The following is a 19,389-nucleotide window of genomic DNA, read 5'->3' as shown; positions in this document are numbered from 1 at the left end:
TGAAGGCGGTCGGGGAAGAGAGGATCTGGCTGATCCTGGGCTACTTAGGCTGCCGCTAGGATTAGAGCATGGAGCTTTCCTCCTTTTGGCGCGAGGTCACCGAGTTTGCCCTCCAGCTGACAGCCCGGGTGGGCTCTCAGCTTTTAGCTGACTTTGGCCAGGCACGCTCCATGGAGAAGGCGGATGGCAGCTTAGTAACCTCTTCCGACCAGTGGGCTGATCGGGCCTTTCAGGAGGCAATTGCCGCTGCTTATCCGGATCACGGCTACCTAAGCGAGGAGTCAAACCACATCTTCCCCGAGACAGAGTGGTGCTGGGTGGTGGATCCCCTCGATGGCACCACCAATTTTGCCCACGGGATCCCCATCTGGGGCAGCTCGCTGGCGTTGCTGCACTGGGGCCTGCCTGTGTTTGGCTGTGTCCATTTGCCACCTATCCGCCAGACTTTTTACGGCTATTGGCCCCAGTTTCCCGGGGATGCCCCAGCAGGGGCCTTCCTCACCCGCCACGACCGGCATCCTGCTTGTCCTCAACCCATCCGCCCCAGCACCGCTCCACCCGGCCCCAACCAACTGTTTAATTTTTGCTCCCGCAGCGGCCATTGGATTAGCCCAGAATTTCCCTGCAAGGCGCGCATGCTAGGGGGAGCTGCCTACAACTTGCTCTTGGTGGCTAGCGGCAGCCTTTTGGGCGCGGTGGAGCGCTCGCCTAAGATCTGGGATGTGGCGGCAGTGTGGGCTATTGCGAAAGGAGCTGGCGCAGTGTGGGAGCCTCTGGGCCCGGCTGACCCGGATCCCGGCCAGCCTTTGAGGGTGGGCAAGGACTATGGCCAGCTGACCTACCCGACGCTCTTGGTGGCTCAGGCCAAGTGGGTGCCGCTGTTTCGCGCCTTTATTTCCCTGTAAGCGGCATAAACTGCTTGCACGTTATACCAGTTGAGAAAGAAAATCCGACACAGCTCTAGGGCCAGTTGGGATTGTCCCTTCTGGATTAGCCAGCGCAGCAGCGGTTCCAGTCGCTTTTCGTTCAACCAGCCCCCCAGCGACAGCAGGCCCCAAAGGATTTGGTGCAGGGGCGTTAGCTGGATCATGAAACGCACCGCCCAGGTGGGGTGTTTTTGGTAGAAAAGGATGCCCATGCGGCCCCGCTGCCGCTCCCGCTCAATGAGCGCTGGAAGTTGCTGCAGCTCAAAGGGGGGGTGCCAGTGGTAGCCAGTGGCCTGGGGGCACTTGACCAGGCGCAAGCCCAGGCGCTTGAGCCTCACCCCCAGCTCCAGGTCTTCCCAGCCATAGAGGTGAAACCGCTCGTCGAAGGGGCCGGCAGGGGTTTCGCAGACCTGCTCTAGCCAGTGGCGGGCAATAGCCACATTGCCGGTGGCAAAAAAAGCGGCCGAAAAGTCGGTGAGCTTGAAAGGCTCGGAGCGGGGATCCTGGAAGTTGCAGGTGTTGATTACCCGCCCGTAGGTGAAGACCTTGGCTTCGTGGGGCGAGTTGGGATTGCCGGTAACCCCATGCCGCCGCAGCATCTGGGCATGGGCGGCCAGGAAGTGCTCCACCACCACTAGGTCGCTATCGATGAAGACGATGATGGATCCCTGGGCGTGGCGAAACCCCAGGTTGCGAGCTGCAGCAGGGCCGCGGTGCTCTTGGCACAAGAGTTTCAGCGACGGCAAGGCCGGCAGCTGGCTCTGCAGCCATTCCACCGTCCCGTCGGTGGAGCCGTCGTCTACCACCACCACCTCGTAGCCGTCGTAGGGGCCGGGCTGCTGTTGCGCCAAGGCCCGCAGACACTGCTGCAAGATGGGAAGGCGGTTGTAGGTGGGAATGATGACGCTGATGTACACCGAGGATCCCTAGCGCTGCAGCCAATGTTAGCGTTTCGGAGGCTTTTTGACGGCCAGCCCAGCTATGGTTGTTCAAAAGAAGAGGGCGAAGCATTTCCTGCGGCTGCGGCAACTTGGGCGCCGAACCTGGAGCCTGCGCCTGCTCGGATTCCTCATGGCTGTGCTGCTACTGCTCCTCAAAGCGTGCGGGGGAAGAGGGGGTTTCTCTTCCTTAGAAGCCCTTCCTCCTCCAACTCTGCCTTCGCCAACAGTTTCCCCTGTTCCCCAGTTCACCATTGACGTTCGTTTCCCCGACAACAGCCTCACTCCCAGCCAACAAGCCATTGTCCGCAGCGCGGCCTTGAGGTGGCAGGAGATCATCGTCGAGGATCAGCCGGATCTGCCGCCTACCACCATCCGGGCCGACGAGTGCGCTGCGGGGTTTCCCAGCACCCCCCTTGATTTCCCCATCGACGATCTGCTGGTGGAGGTGCGGGCGAGAAACCTGGACAACGAGCGGATTTTAGGGGGAGCCGCTCCCTGTTTTGTGCGGGCCTCCAATGGCCTGCCTTTCTACTCCGTTGTTGTGTTCAACAGCCAAAACCTCTCGGCTTTGGAAGAGCGGGGGGATCTGCCCATCACCGCCCTGCATGAGCTGGGCCATGCCCTTGGCTTTTTGCCCAGTGTCTGGAATCCCAAGGGGCTGACAGTGGGCTTGGTGGAGCGGGATCAGCCGACGCCGCCGGGCTATGACCCCCGCTTTATCGGCCCGCGGGCAGTTGAGGCTTTCTCCACGCTAGGAGGCAATGCCCCTTCTGTGCCGCTGGAGAACCAATTTGGGGTGGGATCCCGCGATTCCCACTGGCGGGAGAGTGTCTTGGGCCGCGAGCTGATGACCAGCCGTCTCGACCGGGGCGTGCCCAATCCCTTGAGCATCCTCACGGTGGGAGCCATGGCGGATATCGGCTACAAGGTCAATCCGGCAGCAGCCGATAGCTTTGAGCTAGGGCGCAGCCGGGTCATCTTGGAACCCTTGGAGCTGCAGGAGCTGGAGCTGGCCCTACCCCTACGGCGCTTTGACGCCACTGGCAGAGAGGTGGGGGATCCCTGAGCCTAAGAATGTTTACCCATAGCCAAGGTGCTTGACCTCAACAATAATGAGTGTTGGGTTGCATAACTTTCGCAATTGGCTATGGGCATTCTCAAAAAGCTGTTCGGTGGTCTTTTTTCCTTCTTTGGCATCCTCTTCGGCGGCCTGGTGGATTTTATTACCGGGCCTTTTCGCCCGGCCTCAACCCAGCCGGCAGCTTCCTCCAAGCCTGCCCCAACGGCTGCGCCTGCTAAGCCTAAGGTGGTGGTCGAGAAGCCGTTTGTGCCCAACGAGATCCCGGCTCCGCGTCCCAACCGTCGCCCCGGCCCAGCTTTGGATCCATTCCGCGCCATGGCCCAAGAGATCCTCTCGGCGCGGGCCTAGGTTGCCCGACTTTGTGAGGAGCAGCCCGTAAGATGGAGGTGGCTCTGGATCCTAGAGACTGCTCCCTATGTCAGAGCAAGAACGGCTGAAACAGCTTGAGCTTGAACTGGAGCAGGCGACTGCGGCTGCTGCTAGGTCGCGGAGCTCGTCCCAGGACAAAGCTGCCCTTTGGGCTTGGGTTGGGACGTGGGGGCGTCCCCTGCTGCCGGTCTTGGTCATCCTGGGCTGTATCCTGCTGGTTGGGCTAGTCTTTCGGGTGTTCGTCACCCTTCTCAGGTGGGCGGTGGTGGCGGGGCTGGGCTACCTGCTCTACGCCTGGGTGGTGGCACCGCGGTTGGGCCTTTCCACCAAAGCGAAGCCGAAGCCGGAGGATCGAGATCTCGACAGCTTCTAATGCGCAGGGATCCCCGCCGAGCCTATGCCTATCTGGCGGCAGCCATCTTGGGTTGGGCCACGGCAGCCAGCGCCTTTAAGTTTGGTTTGCAACACCTTGCGCCGACGGCCTTGCTGATTCTTTCGGCGGGCAGCTCCTGCCTAATCTTGGGGATGGCTCTGGTGGTAACAGGGCGGGCGCATCTTGTTGCCCAACAGAAGGGATCCCAGCTTGCCCTGTCGGCGTTGCAGGGGCTACTTAACCCGTTTGGCTACTACGGGGTGCTCTTCCAGGCTTACGATCGCCTCTCGGCCCAGGCGGCGCTGGCTTTGAACTACACCTGGCCGCTGGTGTTGGCTCTCTTGGCGGTGCCGCTGTTGGGGGAGCGCCTGCGCGGGCGGCTACTGCTGGCCTTGGGAACAAGCCTGCTGGGGGTGGTGCTGGTGGCCACGGGGGGATCCTGGGGCACCTTGCAGGTGGAGGATCCCTGGGGAGTGGTGCTGGCAGTGGGCAGCGCCGCTATTTGGGCTCTCTACTGGCTGCTCAATGTGCGGGATGGACGGGATGCCCTCCTGAAGCTGTTCATGGGATTTCTCTTCGGCAGCGGCTACTGTCTGCTACTGTTGCCGTTTCAGGAGCTGAGGTGGACAATGGCAGGGCTGGGCTGGGCGGCCTACATCGGCTTGGCGGAGATGGGCCTGACTTTTGTGTTCTGGTTGCGGGCGCTGGAGCTAGCGAACGAGCGGGGATCCCTGGCCAATTGGGTCTATGTAACACCCTTCTTGTCGCTGGGGCTGATTGCGGTGCTGTTGCGGGAGCAGATCGCTCCCGGCTCCGTGCTGGGCCTAGTTCTCATCTTGGCCAGCAACCTCTGGGTCTCCTGGCGGGAAAGACCTCAGCCTGTTCTTTCCTGAGGCTATGGCAGTGAAGCCGGTCCCTCTGTATGTGGCGGCAACGGCCCATGGGTTTGGGCATGTTACTCGCCTGGCGGCGGTGGTAAACGCTTTGCGGCGGCGGGATCCCAATGTCCTGCCCATTTGGGTGACACCAGCCCCCCGCTGGCTCCTGGAGCGCTATGTGGAGGGGCCGTTTCTCCATCGACAGCGGGCCCTGGATGTAGGCGTGGTGCAGCCCGATGGTCTGCAGGCAGATCTGCCGGCTACGTTAGCTGCCCTCAAGACGTTCAAAGCCGGGGCTGAGGCACTGATTCAGGAAGAAGCGGAGTTCATTCGCGCCCAGGGGATACCCTTGGTGTTGGCGGACGTGCCGCCGCTGGCTGCAGCAATTGCCCAGGCCGCCGGGATCCCCTGCTGGATGGCGAGCAACTTTGGGTGGGACTTTATCTATCAAGAGTATGGCCCCCAGTTTCAGCCTTTCGTGGTCTGGATCCGCGAGCTGTACGGGCGGTGCCAGCGGCTGTTTCGCCTGCCCTTTGCCGAGCCCATGGGCGCCTTTCCCTGCCAAGAGGCAGTGGGGCTGACGGGGTCGGATCCGCGCTACTTGGCAGAGGAGGTGGCCCAGCGCCTGGGGCTAGAGCGAGAGCGACCCACGGTTTTGTTGAGCTTTGGCGGGCTGGGGCTGCAGGGCTTGCCCTACGGGCGGCTGGAGGATTTTCCCGACTGGCAGTTTCTCACCTTTGACCAGCAGGCTCCTGCCTTGCCCAACCTGCGAGTCCTAGACGGTCAAGTGTGGCGGCCAGTGGATGTGATGCCCCTCTGCCGCTGGGTGGTGTCCAAGCCGGGCTATGGCACTTTGGCAGAGGCGCTGCGCTGTGGCACGCCCATGGCCTGTGTCAACCGCCTTGGGTTTGCCGAGTCGCCCCTATTGGTGGAGGGATTGCGGCGCTACGGCTGGCATCGCATCCTCTCTGCCGAGGAGTTTTTCGAGGGATCCTGGGACTTCTTGCGGGATCCCCCTCACCCTCCCCAGGCGCCGGAGGAGCTGGATCGCGGGGGCAATGAGGCCATTGCCGGCGCTATTGCGGCCTTCCTGGGGCAGTAGCATAAGAAGCAGCTTCCTAGGAGCGGATCCCATGGCTGGCAGCACGACTGAGTCTTTGCGGCAACTCTACGAGGAACTGCCCTATCCCAACGTACCTCTCGAGGCGTCGGGCCGCAACGCCATCGACAGCCTGTACCGCCTGAGCTGGACGACGGCCCAATACGCCCGTAGCCGCACTATCCTGCCCAGCGAGGGGATCACCATCCTCAATGTCGGCTGTGGCTCTGGCTGGGAGACCTTGCTCTTGGCGGAGGCCAATCCAGGGGCGCGGCTGGTGGCCTGTGATCTGGCGCCAGAGTCAGTGCGAGCAGCCGAGCGGCGCCTGCGCTACCACGGGTTCGGGGAGGTGGAGCTCTACGCCCTAGACTTGTTGGAGGTCGAACGGCTCGGGTTGCAGTTTGACTTTATCAGCCTTAACGATGTGCTCTATTTGCTGGACGACCCGGTGGCTGGGCTAAAGGCCCTCAAGCGAGTGCTCAAGCCGGACGGGATCCTGCGGGCCAACCTACACCACGCCTACCAGCGGGAGGTGATCTTCCGCATGCAGGAGGCGTTCCAGCTGCTGGGCCTGTTTGAGCTGCCCACCCCCGAAGCCTGCCGGCGGGTGCGGGAGTTTATGGCCAGCCTGGCCTCCGACGAGCTGCGGGCTGCCCTGCACTGGGATCCCAAGATCTACAGCGACGACGGCAACATCCGGGCCAACTACCTCTTGCCCGGCGACAAGGGATTTCTGATCCCAGACCTAATGCGCATGCTCCAAGAGGCAGAGCTGGGCTTGGTTTGCCTTGTGGACTACGCCGACTGGGATCCGGCGCTGCTGTTTAAAGACAAAGCCCTGCCGGCTTGGCTAGAGGCGGAGCTGGACAAGCTCTCTCCTGCCGAGCAAAACCACCTCTACGAGCTGATCTGCCCCAACCACCGCCTCATCGACTTTTGGGCGGAGCACCCTGGCTCTTCCCTGGTCTTGCCCTGGAGTGATGAAGACTGGCTAAGAGGCAGGGTACAGCTCAACCCCATCTTGGCGGACAACGCTGAATTTCGCCACAACTTCGCCCAGGCCCACGAAAAAAAGCAGGAGTTTGCTATGAATTGGCCAGGGGCTAGCCGTGGGCGCCTAACCATTCCCGGGGCCCAGATGGCCTGGCTGGGATCCCTGTTGCAGGGGCCAACGGCGGTGGCCAGCCTCATCGAGCAAGCAGCCCAAGCCAATCAAATCGACCTGGAAGCGTCTCAGGAGCAGGTGCTCACCTACCTGGCAGGGCTGGAGTCGTTTCTGTTTGTGATGTTGGATCCCACCCCTTCCCCAGATAGGTCAGAAGAGGGAACGCTGAACTCCGCTGCAAAACGGCAACTGCTGGCAGGCTAGGCCCAGGGATCGTCGTCGAAGGGGCTCTCCTGCCAATAGCCACCTGGCTGGGTTGGAGGAGACTGCTGAGGTGGGGGCGGTGGGTAGCCAATTGGAGGGGAAGGCGGCGGTGTGGGGATGGGAGTTGGCTTTTCCATATCCTCAAGCCGCGGCAGGTTAGCGGGTTTGGGCTCGACCCCGAGGCTTTTCAGCTTGGCCTGGGCCTCTTGGATCTGGGCGTTTAGCTCTTCCAAGTAGGCGCGGTAGTGGTTGACGGCCTCCAGGTATTGCTGAGCTTTGCGCTCGTTGTCTTTGATCACCGCTTCCAGCTCTTTGTTGCGGACGGTGTAGTCGGCCTCCTGGTTGGTAAGGTTTTCAATGGCCTGGTTGAGCACAGCTCGACGGCGCTCCAGTTGGGCAACAATTTCCGAGAGCTGTCGTTCCCGTTCGCTGAGGCTGCGCTCGCGGTTTTGGGTTTGCTCCAGTTGAAAGGCAACTTGGCTGAGTTGTTCGCGCAGGTGCATCACCTGGGGCTCGATCTCGTTGCGCTCCTGCTGCAACTCAAAGACCCGCGCCTCCAAGTTCTCTTTTTCCTGCTGCAGCACTTCTCGCTCGTTCAAGAGGCGGGTATAGAGCTGGTTGAGGAAGTCCACTTCCATCACCACCTGGCTGAGCTGGGTGGCATATTCCCCCACCAAGGCCAACTCCCGGGCCAGGTTTTGGGTTTCGCTGGTGGCTTGGTCAGTGAAAAAGGGAGGAAGCTGGGTGGTTTCTCGGAGGCGTTGGGCAAATTGCCTGAAGCGGAAGGAAAAGTTGCTCGCCATGGCCGGTGCAATAGCCTCGAAGTCGGGAGAATGCCGATGGTCTGGATCCCATCCAATCTAACATCGAGCTGCAGCCTCTTCGGGGCAGAAACCTGCCCTCAAAACTCGGCTAAAGAAAAGCTGGGCTTAGGGTGTGGCTGTCTTGGCCGAGGAAGCTGGCCCTGGGGATTTGGGCTCCAGACCAGTTTCCACCCCTGCCTTATGGTTGGTTGGGATCCTGGCCAAACGGCGCAGCAGCCGCTGTAGCAAAAGGTTATGGCGAGTGCCAAAGCTGGAAAAGCGGCTTTCAATCTCTTCAGCAGGGATGGGGTCGATCTGGGCCAGCTCCAGATCGCTCAAGAAAAGAACCCGCGCTACAGCAAGAGGGATCTGCAAAAACACATTGGCTCCCCAAAAGCCAAGGGCAGCAATGACTAGACCCGCTAGCCGACTGCCATCGCCGGGAGTAAGGGGGGCAAAGAGAGGTGCCAAGTCGTAAAGACGCTCGAGAACCTCTAGCAGTAGGAACGCCGCCAACACCGTCAAGATCCTGTGTTCCGGGCTCACAAAAGCAGCCAGGATGCGGCGCTGGTCAGGGGAGAGCTCCTCCGGAGGGAAAGCGACCACCCACAGGCTGAAGACATTGAAGGGCTTGCGCCACTGCATGGCTAAAACCGGCCCAATGCCTGCCACCGCCACTGCGGCCTGCTCCACGCCCACCGGCAGGAGGGGATCCCCCGTGGCCAACCCAATGACAGTTAGCCCCATCCACAGGGGGAAAAGGAGGATCCCAGCAGCGTGGATCCAGAGGAAAGGTTCCTGCCAGTGGCTGCGCATGGGAAGTCCCCGGGACACCCAAGAGAGCTAGCGGCGGGACTTGTCCACCACTTCCAATTCTGTGAGGCGGAAGGTTACCAACTTATCCCAGTTGCCGCCTTCAAAAAGGACGGCAGCGTGGTCGTCGGTAACCCGCTGCACCTGGCCCTCAAAGAGGTAGTAGGTATCGTTGGGGTTGATGACCCGCACGGCAACGCCAGGGTAAATCGGAGGAAGCTCCTGGAGAAGGGAGGAAGGTGCAGTCATGACCGGTGTTTACGATTCCTCGCGGGCAAAAAGCCCTACCCTATTATAGGGGTATAGGGAAGGCCCTCTTTGGCCCCTCCGTCTCTAGCCAAGCCAACCCCAAGCCATGCCTGCCGACCCAGTTTCCCAAACTTGGCACGTTTTGGTGATCGACGACGAGCAGGGAAGGCGAGCCTTGGCCCTCAGTGCCGCCACCTGAGATCCCAGCAACGCCATTGTCATTCATTCGGCGGCTGTTTCTCGTCAACACGCCCTGCTCTTGCGGCTACCGCAAAAGGACGGGCAGTACACCTACCGCTTGCTGGATGGGAATATCGAGGGCAAGCGCAGCACGAACGGCCTCTCGGTCAACGGGCAGAGATGTTTGAGCTGGGATCTCAAAGACGGGGATCAAATTCTGTTGGGAGAGCAGGTGCGGCTGCAATACTACGTTTGCCGCTCTTCTGAGGCCGACTTGCAGCAGTACCTCCAGGAGGTAAGCTTCCGCAGCCTCAAGACCCCAGTCCTGGATCGGCGGGCAACCACGCTGCAACGGTTCGAGCCGTCCCCAGTCCAAGTAGCACCGCCGGCGCAGGCAGCGGCCAAGGTTGCAGAAGGGGGGCCGAGCTGGCGCAATCCTATCCGGCTGCTGGTGCAGGCCATCTGGCGGCGCCTATGGGCGGAGCGGCAACCGTTCCATTAACTCTCAGGAATACCCAGCCGTTCCGAGGCTGGAGGGACAGGCTCTAGGGTGCCCTCAGCCCCTTGGCGATCTTGCTCTGTAACCTCGGCTTGGAGTTCTAGGAGAGAGGAAGGGGCCTCTGGAGCTGCCGTGGTGGCTGCTGTTGCTTCTCCACCCCCCAGCACTCCCCGCAGCCAGAGGGGGGCAACGAAGGTGGTGGCAATCACCATGACAATGATGCTGACGTCGAGGGCGTCGGAAAGAACACCGCTGGCCGATCCCACGCCGGCAAACACCAGGCCCACCTCACCGCGGGGAATCATGCCCACGCCGACAGCGTAACGGCTGAGGCCCGGCTTGCCAAACGCCCCCAGGCCAGCGGCCAGCTTGCCGAAAATGGCAACACTAACCAAGAAGGCGGCAATGATCAACCCTTCCCGGTTGGCAGGGAGGGTGGGGTTAAGGACGGCGAGGTTGGTTTTGGCCCCAACACAGACGAAGAAGATGGGCACCAGCAGGTCGGAAACGGGCTTGATCTGTTCTCCTAGCTCTTGGCGCTTGTCCGTTTCCCCCAAAATCAAGCCAGCGGCAAAGGCGCCCAGAATCGCCTCCAGGTGGATGGCCTGCCCCACGTAGGCCAACAGGAAAGCCAACACCAGAGCCGGCAGAAGGGGGTTGCCGCGGGTCTTCAGGTGGCTGAGGAGAGCCACAAAGTAGGGGCTGAGGAGTCGCCCCAAGACAATAGAGCCGACCAGAAAGACGACAGCGCTGACAAGGATGAGGCCCACATCGGCGACATCAACCTCGCCGGTTTTGGCCAAGCTCGCCACCACGGCCAAGATGATAATGCCCAACACGTCGTCCAGCACGGCAGCGCCAAGGATCACCTGGCCTTCGGGGGAGGTGAGCTTTTGCAGCTCGGCCAAGACGCGGGCGGTGATGCCAATGCTGGTTGCCGTCAGAGCTGCCCCCGCAAAGATGGCGGGGATGACGGGCACATGAAAAAGGTAGAGCAGGCCCAGTGTTCCCGCCGCGAAGGGGACAGCAACCCCAATAACGGCTACAGCCGCCGCCTGCGGGCCAACCCGCAACAGTTCCCCTAGATCGGACTCGAGGCCAATTTCAAAGAGGAGGATAATGACCCCGATTTCCGAGAGGACCTCGATGATCTCAGCCTGGGAGGCAAACACCGGCACCAGGGATCCCTCGTCAAGGCCAGCGGTGGCCTGTAAAAGTTGCATAAGAGCCGAGGCATGGGCCAAAGCAGGCAACGTCTCAGCAGAAGGCGGCCCCTCGGGAAAAACCAGCAGCCCCAGGGCAGAACCGCCCACCAGGACACCCCCCACTAGCTCGCCCAGTACGGGAGGAAAGCCGAAGCGGACGGCTATTTCCCCGGCAATGCGGCTGACCAGGTAGATAACCACCAGTGCCAGCAGCACCGCCACCAAGATCACAGGAGCGAGGTTGTCTCCCCCTGGCGGCTCAACGGAAGCAGCGGCTTCGACAGCTAGCAACACCGGATCCAAGACCCTCCCATGGACAGCTTTCCATCTAGGCTGGCCTCCGCAGAGCAGCATCTCTAGAGTCGCTCTGCCAGGAGACTGTTCCAAAGGCTAACCTCCTGCGTAGCCTGCTGGCAATGCCTAGGGGGCACGAATAGCGCCGGCTACCTGACGATGGGCGGGGGCCATCATCCACCGCTCCCCAGCTGGATCCCAGCCCAGGGGAACAAGGCGGCGCCGTGCAAGTGGCACAATGAGGAAGTCCCCCCTTGCCGGGTTTTCCGACAGGCCCTCTCTTGAATATGCGGCAGCTCCGTCTTCTCCTGCTGGTTGCCTGTTTCCTGTTAACGGGTTGGCTGTCTCCGCCTGCCCATGCTCTTCTCAACGACGACCGCTACGACGGCAACATCTTTGCCCTCTACGGCTCCAATGGGGGCATGGTTCCGCCGCGCGTCTCCCTAAAGCAGGCGAAGGAACAAGGGATCCCGGCCCTTCTTGTCTACTACATCGACGACAGCAGCGATTGCAAACGGTACGCGGCAACTCTCTCCAGCTTGCAGGTTCGCTATGGCCGGGCAGTCTATTTCATTCCTTACTCAGTGGATTCTCTTTTGCCAGGCGATGAGCGCGGCCAGTACTATAGCGGCCGAGTTCCCCAAACCCTTCTTTTTGACTCCCAGGGCAAGCTTGTCTACCACTCCATCGGCAACCGCCCCATCACGGAAGTGGAGAACGCCATTCGGGCTCTTTTCCAGCTGGATCCCCTTCCCCCGGGGGTGATCCAAGCCAAGCCCTTCAACGAAATTCAGACCGGATTTTTCACTCCAGCCAAGACCCAGCCGTGACCGCTCCTCCCGATTCCCCGGATCCGCTTGAGGCTTTGCAAGCAAGGCTTGAGATCTTACAGGCACGGCTAGCCGACCTGCGCCAGCTGGAGCGCCTGTCGCAGCTTTCCCCCGACCAATGGGCTGAGCTCCAGACGGAAGTCAGCCAGCTAGAAGAACGGCTGCAAGCCTATCTGCTGGAAGTGTTTCTCCCTGCAACCTTTTGGCAGGTGGTGCGCTTTGGCGGCCTGGGCCTGCTCCTTGGCATTGCCCTGCAGCGCTGGGTGCTGGGCTAGCTTGCTCTTCCCTCCGCAGCTACTGCAGATCCCGCTCTTGGGAGTGCCAGCAACGGCTAAGAGGCCAGTACAGAGCCGGTGCCCACAAACTACTTAAAATGGCCGAGGTAAGGACATTGCGTTGATGGTTCCACCAGATGCTCTCTAGGGAGCGGGGGCCGGCGCTGCCAAGGCTTCCTAGCGGGGAACTTGCCATGCCTGCCGGGGCAAAGGCCGTCAGCCACATCCATTGCAACGCCATCAGCGTTTCGGCAATCACCACCATGCCAAAGACAATCAAAGCTATGGAGATAAAGTCCTCGTGCACATAGCGCTGTTTCTGCAACCTGGCTGCGAGGATCCCGACCACGGCTAACCCCAGAGCATGGGTAGGATAGGGGTTGGTGAGGGCGTCCTGCAGGAACCCCAGGGTGATCCCGGCAACAGCCCCCTGCCAAGCTTTTCGCCGCACACTCCAGCACACCACCCAAATCAAAGGCCAATCGGGGGTCAAGCCCGCCAGCTCCAAGCCCGGCCCCCGCCACCACGGAGCCACCGCTGCTAACAGCCCTGACAGGACGGTAACCAGCCAGTTGAGGTGAGGTTTAAGAGGGGGAAGCCGCAGGTTGAGCATAGGGGTAGACCAAGGCCCATTCTAGAAACCCTAGCGGCGCCGACAGTTCAACAGTGGCCTGGGGAGCAGGGCTAGCATCTAAGTTAATTGCCCGAACTGTTCCCACGACAATCCCGGCGGGGTAGAGGCTGCTCAGCCCCGAGGTGACCACCACATCGCCCACCTCTACCTGAGGATTTTTATCAAAAAAGTCCAGAATAGCTTCCTGGCTGCCAGTGCCCCGCAAGATACCCATCTGCCGGCTGCGGCTTAGCGTCACCCCCACTCGACTAGTGGGATCGCTAATGAGCAGCACGCGACTGCTGCTGGGGGTTACTGCCTCAACCCGACCAATCAGTCCTCCCGGCGCCACCACCACATCCCCTACCTTGATCCCTTGCCGGCTGCCGCGGTCAAGGGTAAGCTGCTGCCACCAGTGATCGGCACTGCGGCCCACTACAGCTGCCGGGATCTTCACCTGGGGCCCTTGCTCGGCAAGCTGCAGCAGCCGCCTTAGCTCGCGGTTTTGGTGCTGCAACTCGGCTACTAGGGCCTGTAGCTCACGGGTAGCGGCCTGACGGAGCACCTCCTCGGGATTCACGGCTGGACGGAGTGGGGCCGTGAGCCGAGTGTACGCCTCTACCAGCAGGGATCCCTTCGTTTGGCGCAGACTTAGGGCGGCCCCTAGGGCCAAAGCAGCCAGGAGCAGTCCCCCAACCTTGCGCCTCCATTGGCGTAGCCGACTCAAGCAGTACTCCTCTTAACCACTCCACTCCCACCCAAAATTGAGAGCTGCAAACCCTGCTAAGCCTTGAAGCTGGCACTCAACACCCGACCCAGGGTTTTGAAATCCTCCAAAACTTTCCCCGTGCCGAGCACCACGCAACTGAGGGGATCGGGGGCAATGTGAACCATGATCCCAGTTTCATGGCTAATCAGAGCGTCCAGGCCCTTGAGCAGGGCTCCGCCTCCTGCCAACATGATGCCACGGTCAATGATGTCAGCAGCAAGCTCCGGCGGCGTGCGCTCCAGGGTACGCTTGATGGCCTCCACAATCACTGAGAGCGGCTCGGCCATGCTCTCGCGGATCTCGGTGCTTTTGACCGTCACGGTACGAGGCAGGCCCGAGAGGAGGTGCAGCCCCCGCACTTCCATGCTCAGCTCTTCCTGAGTGGGGTAGGCAGAGCCAATTTGAATTTTGATCTCTTCGGCGGTGCGCTCCCCAATGGTAAGATTGTGGGCTTTTTTCATGTACTGGATGATGGCTTCGCTCAGCTCATCTCCTGCCACCCGCACCGATTCGCTCAGCACGATCCCTTGCAGGCTGAGGACAGCCACCTCAGTAGTGCCGCCGCCAATGTCGACAATCATGTTCCCTACGGGCTCCTGCACCGGTAGGCCAGCCCCAATTGCCGCTGCTACCGGCTCATCCACCAGGTACACTTCCCGCGACCCCGCCTGCAGGGCTGCCTCCATCACCGCCCGCCGCTCCACACCGGTCACCCCACTGGGGATGCCAATGACAATGCGCGGCGCAATCAGGTAATGACCTCCGTGTACCCGCTGGATGAAGTGCTTGAGCATCATCTCTGCCGTGTCAAAGTCGGCAATCACGCCATCCCGCAGAGGGCGCACGGCAACAATGTTGCTGGGGGTACGGCCCAGCATCTTTTTGGCCTCTTCCCCTACCGCCAGAAGTTGCTTGGTGTTTTGGTCGATGGCCACTACAGAAGGCTCTTGCAGGACAATGCCGCGCCCGGCCACGTAGACCAGCGTGTTGGCCGTGCCCAAGTCAATGCCCATGTCCCGGGAAAAGCGGCTAAATAGCCCCAGCACGGTAGGTTGCTCCAGTTTTTTGTAAAGAGGCAGCAAGTCTTGCTACCTACTATAGTTCAACCTTGGGAGAGAGTGGAAAAGCAAAAGGGGGCTAGGGTTGCCATGGAGATTGCCGCGGCTTTGTTCAGCTTGGCCACCCCCAACTTACCTCGCTTGCTGCGCTTTTACCAAGCCCTTCTGGGGATCCCGCCCCAGGTTCGGGTTCCTCCCCAGGGAGAGCCGGTGTATGGGGAGTTTCGGCTGCCGGGACTGCGACTGGGCCTCTACCACAGCCGTGAGCCAGAGTTGGCAGTCCCAGGAAGGGCAGCCAGCCTCTGCCTGCAGGTGCGGGATCTAGCTGGATACTTGGGATCCCTAGCGGCGGTGTTGGCCGAGTACCAAATCTCCCCTTCCCCTCTGCGCCAGGCCTTTCACGGCCAAGAGGTGGAGCTGTGGGATCCCGATGGCAATCGCATCGTCCTGCACCAGCCTTCGGCCCCTTTCTGGGAGGCAATGGCCCTAGGCCCGATCCCTCAAGAAGAGTCCTGGAGCTAACTGCACCTGGAACTGCCGCACTGCCAGGGGCAGGGTTTGAGGTGCAAAAAATAGCCCCCTCCTTACAGAGGAGAGGGGAGCGATGAGAAGCTGGGCAAGCGATCCCTAGACCACAGCGGTCTTCTTCACCTGAGCCGACAGAGCGCCGGAGGCGTACTTAGCCGCCATCTCATCTAAGGTAACGACCGGAATTTTGGTGCCGTGACCGGCGCAGCCAAAGGCAATGTAGCGCTCGGCGCACACCTTTTGCATTTCCTTGATGGAAGGCTTGAGGAAAGAGCGGGGATCAAAGTCTTTCGGGTTCTCGGCCAGCGCGCGGCGCACCGCAGCCGTAATCGCCAGGCGGTTGTCCGTGTCGATGTTAATTTTGCGCACCCCATTTTTGATGGCCCGCTGGATTTCTTCAATGGGCACACCGTAGGTTTCGGGGATAGAGCCGCCGTACTGGTTGATGATGTCAATGAGCTCTTTAGGCACCGAGGAGGAGCCATGCATCACCAAGTGAGTGTTGGGCAGACGGCGGTGGATCTCCGCAATGCGATCGATGTCCAGGATGTCCCCTGTAGGCCGGCGGGAGAACTTGTAAGCGCCGTGGCTGGTGCCGATGGCTACGGCCAGCGCATCCACCTGGGTTTGCTCCACAAAGTCCACCGCCTGATCCGGGTCGGTAAGCAGTTGGTCGCGGCTCAGAGCCCCTTCGGCGCCGTGGCCGTCTTCCGCCTCGCCGCGGCCCGTCTCTAGTGACCCCAGGCAGCCCAGTTCCCCTTCCACCGTCACGCCAACCGCGTGGGCCACCTTCACCACCTCAGCGGTAACGGCTACGTTGTACTCATAGCTGGCCGGGGTTTTGGCATCTTCTTTGAGGGAGCCATCCATCATGACGCTGGTGAAGCCATTGCGGATGGCAGAGTAGCAGGTGGCGGGGCTGTTGCCATGGTCTTGGTGCATGGCCACGGGGATGTGGGGATAGGTTTCCACCGCCGCCAGGATCAGGTGGCGCAAAAAGTGTTCTCCCGCATACTTGCGCGCCCCTCGAGAGGCTTGCAGGATGACTGGACTGTTGGTTTCATGGGCAGCCTGCATGATTGCTTGGATCTGCTCCATGTTGTTGACGTTGAAAGCTGGAATGCCGTAGTCATGTTCGGCGGCATGATCCAGCAGGATGCGCATGGGAACAAGAGCCATCGCTCACCTCCTGAGGTGCTGACTTGATGCGTTTGAGATTTGCTTACTGTTAATCCTAAGGTATCTTTTACGTTTTGCGGGACAAGATCCCGGGATTTGGGGATCTCGCTGAACAATCCCTGCCACTGTTGGCTGCAATGCCCACGCTTAGGCGCACCAGGCGGCCTGAGAGACCCAGATACACTGGAGGAGTATTGCTTGACATTTTGCTTGGGTTCGCTTGTGCGGAGGCGTGAGAAGGTGGACTTCAATCCATGGCCGGTCTTGGGTGCCAAGCAAGGCAGGAAACTCGCCGGTCGAGATCCAAATTGCAGAAAACGGCGTTTGGCTTTGGGGGTAGGCTGGGCCCTCACCTGCTGGTCAGTGGGCCTTTCGGCAGTAGCTTGGGGGATCCCTGGGCAAGCGCCAAGTCAGGTGGCTAGCTGGGTAAAAGACAACCCGGTGCTGCGGCCCCGTCCAGGCGAGACGTTAAACATCCATCGGGTGGAGCCGGATGGATCCCGGTTTACTTTCTTGGCCTCAGTCGCCCCGCCAGGCCGGATCATCAACCCCCTGGATCGGGAGACGATCCGCTCGGAACGGATGACCTTTTTTCGCCCGCAAGGGCTGACGGCAGAGGATCTCTTTCGAGCTATTCGCGAGGTCTATGGCCCTGAGATCGCCGCCGATTTGGATCAGGCAGTGGAGGTCATCCGCTACCCGGCCCCTGCGGCCCTGGCTGGCAATCCCGGCTATAGCCTTGCCTTGGCCACGCAAGGCGTGGTGCTGCGGGGAAAGCAATTGGTGTATTGGCTAGAGCTGACACAAAACCCCGATGGCCGCGTGCAGCAAGGGCAAGTGTGGGTGTTCCAAGAAGAATGGCTGCCTAAGGTAGAAGAGGAGCTGAGGCAGCGCTTCCCCTTGCAAGTCAAGGCCCGCTGAAGGGAGCGGCGGTGGTCTGGCTGGTTGGCCTTACGTTGTTTGCCAGCGCTTTCTGCCTCTTCTGGGGGCAGTTGTTGGTGGGCAAGTTGCTGCTGCCGCTGTGGGGAGGATCCCCCCTGGTGTGGAATACCTGCCTGGCCTTTTTCCAGCTTGTCCTGCTATTGGGCTACCTGTGGGCGGATTGGCTGGGGCGGGGCCGCCATCCCGAGCTGGGCGTACTGATCCACGGGATCCTCATGCTGGCGGGGCTTAAGTTTTTGCCTTTTGAGTTCAGGAGCCACCCGCAGCCGGAGGAGGCCTTTCCTCCCCTAGCCCTCTTGGCCAACTTGGCAGTCGGAGCAGGGGTGCCGCTATTGCTCCTCTCGGGAACGTCGCCACTGCTGCAACGGGGGCTGGGCAAGAGTAAGAGGGATCCCTACGGACTCTATGGAGCCAGCAATGCCGGCAGCTTGGCGGGACTGCTGGGCTATCCGCTGCTCTTGGAGCCGCGGCTGTCTTTGGCTGAGCAAACCCATCTCTGGAGGGGAGCCTATGCGTTGGTGGCCGGATTGGTGCTCCTAGGCGGGGTGGGGCTGCTGCTAAAAAGACAGGGGACAGATCCCTCTGTCCTAGGGGAGCCGGTTGCAATCGGCAGGGCGGAGCCTAGCTTCTGGGGGAAGGGCTGGCGCTGGGCTGGCTGGGCCTTCTTACCGGCGGGTTTGGTGGTGGCAGTCACCACCCTCCTGACCACCGATGTGGCGGCGGTGCCCTTGCTGTGGGCCATCCCCCTGAGCATTTACCTAGTGACCTTTATGCTGGCCTTCGGCGGCATCCATCCCAACGAGTTGGCTTTGGGGACGACAGCTTTGCTGGCCTGCGGGGCGATAGGGGCGCAGGTCATGGGCTGGGTGAGGCCTTGGTTTGCGGTGTTGCCTCTACATCTAGGGGCTTTTGGCTTGGTGAGCTGGGCCTGCCACAGCCAGTTGGTTCGCTGTCGGCCGCCAGCCCAGCAGTTGACCCGGTTTTACCTGTGGCTGGCTTTGGGAGGGAGCTTGGGGGGCCTGTTTGCTGCTTTGCTAGCACCCCAGGTGTTTGAGGCGGTGCTGGAGTATCCACTCCTCCTAAGCCTAGCGCTGGCAGCCTTGGCGTCCCAGGGAGGACGGTTGGGCCTAGGGCTGGGGTTGGGGTTGCTCCTGCCCCTTTTGCTGGTGCACTTTCGTTTCCAGGCGCTCTTTCACCTTGGAGCAGCCGTAGGGCTGGGCTTGGGCTGGGCGGTGCTCGCCCTAGTGGGAGAAGGCGGGAGGGGACGGCCGCGCCGCCTAGGGGTGACCATGGGTTTGGTTTTGCTGCTAGGACAGCTCTGGCTGCCGCCGGGGCTGCAGGTAGTAGCCAGCGAGCGCAGTGTCTTTGGCCTCCATCGCCTTGTGGAGTACCGCAACGAGGCGGGATCCTTCCGCAGCCTCCTGCACGGCACCACGCTGCACGGCAGCCAAAACCTGGATCCCCAGAAAGCCCTGGAGCCGCTCACCTATTTTTCCCGCCCAGGGCCGGTGGGCCAGGCGCTCCAGCGGTGGCGGGCGCAGCTAGGCTCTTCTCCGGCTCAGGTTGCGGTGTTGGGGCTGGGGATCGGCACCTTGGCCGCCTACGCCGAGCCGGGGGATGAGTGGACCTTTTTCGAGCTGGATCCCACTGTAGCCGACTGGGCAGGCCGCTACTTTGCTTACCTCGACTGGGCCAGCCAGCGGGCGCGGGTGCAGGTAATCCTGGGCGATGCCCGCCTCCGCCTGCAAGGGATCCCCGATGGCAGCTATGACCTACTGGTAATGGATGCCTTTAGCTCTGACGCTGTGCCCCTGCATCTGCTCACCCAGGAGGCCCTGACCCTCTACCTCAGCAAGCTTAAGCCCCAGGGCTGGCTACTTTTTAACATCACCAACCGCCACCTGAATTTGGCGCCAGTGTTGGCCGTCTTGGCCAGAGAATTGCAGCTTTCTGCCTGGCATCAAGCCCAGGAAGATCTCACCGCTGCCCAGCGCCAGGCGGGGCTGGCCCCTTCCCATTGGGTGCTGATGGCCAAAGGTTCCCTTGCTTTGCAGAGCTTCGACGGGGATCCCTGGCAGCCCCTTCTGCCCCAAGCCGGGGATCCCCTCTGGCGGGA

22 protein-coding genes are annotated in these 19,389 nt (G+C 61.3%); 13 read left to right on the top strand and 9 right to left on the bottom strand.

Features of this window, described 5'->3' with window-relative positions:
• Positions 1–68: 68 nt before the first annotated feature.
• On the top strand, positions 69–905 hold the full coding sequence (locus NW860_RS04755) for an inositol monophosphatase family protein (protein WP_414411416.1): 837 nt from the start codon (positions 69–71) through the stop codon (positions 903–905).
• Here the strand turns inward: NW860_RS04755 and NW860_RS04750 are convergent.
• The gene (locus tag NW860_RS04750) at positions 860–1,843 is read right to left on the bottom strand and encodes a glycosyltransferase family 2 protein (protein ID WP_414512724.1); all 984 of its coding nucleotides are present in this window, start codon (positions 1,841–1,843) and stop codon (positions 860–862) included. The genes NW860_RS04755 and NW860_RS04750 overlap by 46 nt on opposite strands.
• Positions 1,844–1,997: 154 nt before the next feature.
• On the opposite strand from NW860_RS04750, the gene NW860_RS04745 reads away from it, so the two are divergent.
• The 6 genes from NW860_RS04745 to NW860_RS04720 all read left to right on the top strand — a co-directional run bounded on the left by NW860_RS04745 (position 1,998) and on the right by NW860_RS04720 (position 7,036).
• On the top strand, positions 1,998–2,933 hold the full coding sequence (locus tag NW860_RS04745) for a leishmanolysin-related zinc metalloendopeptidase (RefSeq protein ID WP_414512722.1): 936 nt from the start codon (positions 1,998–2,000) through the stop codon (positions 2,931–2,933).
• Between the two features lie 81 nt (positions 2,934–3,014).
• Positions 3,015–3,296, top strand: a complete 282-nt coding sequence (locus tag NW860_RS04740; RefSeq protein WP_414393181.1) for a hypothetical protein — start codon at positions 3,015–3,017, stop codon at positions 3,294–3,296.
• 67 nt (positions 3,297–3,363) lie between these two features.
• Positions 3,364–3,690 carry a hypothetical protein gene (locus tag NW860_RS04735; protein ID WP_414393183.1) on the top strand — a complete coding sequence of 109 codons (327 nt, stop codon included), beginning with the start codon at positions 3,364–3,366 and terminating at the stop codon, positions 3,688–3,690.
• Positions 3,690–4,583, top strand: a complete 894-nt coding sequence (locus NW860_RS04730) for a DMT family transporter (RefSeq protein ID WP_414393185.1) — start codon at positions 3,690–3,692, stop codon at positions 4,581–4,583. Before NW860_RS04735 ends, NW860_RS04730 begins: the two co-directional genes overlap by 1 nt.
• A 4-nt stretch (positions 4,584–4,587) precedes the next feature.
• Positions 4,588–5,670: a glycosyl transferase gene (locus NW860_RS04725; RefSeq protein WP_414512719.1), complete on the top strand. Its 1,083-nt coding sequence runs from the start codon at positions 4,588–4,590 to the stop codon at positions 5,668–5,670.
• 31 nt (positions 5,671–5,701) lie between these two features.
• Positions 5,702–7,036 (top strand): class I SAM-dependent methyltransferase, encoded by a 1,335-nt coding sequence (locus NW860_RS04720; RefSeq protein ID WP_414512717.1) that lies wholly within the window; start codon positions 5,702–5,704, stop codon positions 7,034–7,036.
• Here NW860_RS04720 and NW860_RS04715 read toward each other — a convergent pair.
• The 3 genes from NW860_RS04715 to NW860_RS04705 all read right to left on the bottom strand — a co-directional run bounded on the left by NW860_RS04715 (position 7,033) and on the right by NW860_RS04705 (position 8,901).
• Positions 7,033–7,839 (bottom strand): hypothetical protein, encoded by an 807-nt coding sequence (locus NW860_RS04715; protein ID WP_414393190.1) that lies wholly within the window; start codon positions 7,837–7,839, stop codon positions 7,033–7,035. The genes NW860_RS04720 and NW860_RS04715 overlap by 4 nt on opposite strands.
• 126 nt (positions 7,840–7,965) lie before the next feature.
• Positions 7,966–8,673, bottom strand: coding sequence for a low-complexity tail membrane protein (locus NW860_RS04710; RefSeq protein WP_414512715.1), 708 nt, complete (start codon positions 8,671–8,673; stop codon positions 7,966–7,968).
• Between the two features lie 9 nt (positions 8,674–8,682).
• Positions 8,683–8,901 carry an NAD(P)H dehydrogenase subunit NdhS gene (locus NW860_RS04705; RefSeq protein WP_414393193.1) on the bottom strand — a complete coding sequence of 73 codons (219 nt, stop codon included), beginning with the start codon at positions 8,899–8,901 and terminating at the stop codon, positions 8,683–8,685.
• 214 nt (positions 8,902–9,115) lie between these two features.
• On the opposite strand from NW860_RS04705, the gene NW860_RS04700 reads away from it, so the two are divergent.
• Positions 9,116–9,583, top strand: a complete 468-nt coding sequence (locus tag NW860_RS04700) for an FHA domain-containing protein (RefSeq protein ID WP_414411510.1) — start codon at positions 9,116–9,118, stop codon at positions 9,581–9,583.
• Here the strand turns inward: NW860_RS04700 and NW860_RS04695 are convergent.
• The gene (locus NW860_RS04695; protein ID WP_414424957.1) at positions 9,580–11,139 is read right to left on the bottom strand and encodes a cation:proton antiporter; all 1,560 of its coding nucleotides are present in this window, start codon (positions 11,137–11,139) and stop codon (positions 9,580–9,582) included. The genes NW860_RS04700 and NW860_RS04695 overlap by 4 nt on opposite strands.
• A gap of 194 nt (positions 11,140–11,333) precedes the next feature.
• On the opposite strand from NW860_RS04695, the gene NW860_RS04690 reads away from it, so the two are divergent.
• Complete coding sequence (locus tag NW860_RS04690; protein WP_414393195.1) at positions 11,334–11,909, top strand: thylakoid membrane photosystem I accumulation factor; 576 nt, start codon at positions 11,334–11,336, stop codon at positions 11,907–11,909.
• Positions 11,910–11,944: 35 nt separating this feature from the next.
• Positions 11,945–12,184 carry a hypothetical protein gene (locus tag NW860_RS04685; RefSeq protein ID WP_414393197.1) on the top strand — a complete coding sequence of 80 codons (240 nt, stop codon included), beginning with the start codon at positions 11,945–11,947 and terminating at the stop codon, positions 12,182–12,184.
• Between the two features lie 19 nt (positions 12,185–12,203).
• Here NW860_RS04685 and mreD read toward each other — a convergent pair whose 3' ends face one another.
• Genes mreD through NW860_RS04670 form a run of 3 tightly spaced genes read right to left on the bottom strand, consistent with a single transcriptional unit; the run spans position 12,204 to position 14,609 of the window.
• Positions 12,204–12,797 (bottom strand): rod shape-determining protein MreD, encoded by a 594-nt coding sequence (gene mreD / locus NW860_RS04680; RefSeq protein ID WP_414393199.1) that lies wholly within the window; start codon positions 12,795–12,797, stop codon positions 12,204–12,206.
• Complete coding sequence (mreC, locus tag NW860_RS04675) at positions 12,769–13,524, bottom strand: rod shape-determining protein MreC (protein ID WP_414512711.1); 756 nt, start codon at positions 13,522–13,524, stop codon at positions 12,769–12,771. The genes mreD and mreC overlap by 29 nt, the downstream gene beginning before the upstream one ends.
• Positions 13,525–13,580: 56 nt before the next feature.
• Positions 13,581–14,609: a rod shape-determining protein gene (locus NW860_RS04670; RefSeq protein ID WP_414393785.1), complete on the bottom strand. Its 1,029-nt coding sequence runs from the start codon at positions 14,607–14,609 to the stop codon at positions 13,581–13,583.
• A 105-nt stretch (positions 14,610–14,714) separates the two neighbouring features.
• Here NW860_RS04670 and NW860_RS04665 point away from each other — a divergent pair, with 105 nt between their 5' ends.
• On the top strand, positions 14,715–15,146 hold the full coding sequence (locus tag NW860_RS04665) for a VOC family protein (RefSeq protein WP_414393203.1): 432 nt from the start codon (positions 14,715–14,717) through the stop codon (positions 15,144–15,146).
• 105 nt (positions 15,147–15,251) lie between these two features.
• Here the strand turns inward: NW860_RS04665 and fba are convergent, their stop codons facing one another.
• Positions 15,252–16,331 carry a class II fructose-bisphosphate aldolase gene (gene fba, locus NW860_RS04660; protein WP_414393205.1) on the bottom strand — a complete coding sequence of 360 codons (1,080 nt, stop codon included), beginning with the start codon at positions 16,329–16,331 and terminating at the stop codon, positions 15,252–15,254.
• Between the two features lie 324 nt (positions 16,332–16,655).
• Between fba and NW860_RS04655 the strand changes: the two genes are divergently transcribed.
• Positions 16,656–17,252: a hypothetical protein gene (locus NW860_RS04655; RefSeq protein WP_414393207.1), complete on the top strand. Its 597-nt coding sequence runs from the start codon at positions 16,656–16,658 to the stop codon at positions 17,250–17,252.
• An 11-nt stretch (positions 17,253–17,263) separates the two neighbouring features.
• Positions 17,264–19,389 (top strand): fused MFS/spermidine synthase (locus NW860_RS04650; protein ID WP_414512709.1); only part of this gene is annotated, 2,126 nt, incomplete at its 3' end.

Source organism: Synechococcus sp. F70.1 (genome assembly GCF_047502745.1).
Classification (GTDB): domain Bacteria; phylum Cyanobacteriota; class Cyanobacteriia; order Thermostichales; family Thermostichaceae; genus Thermostichus.
This window is presented reverse-complemented; position numbering and strand designations above follow the sequence as displayed.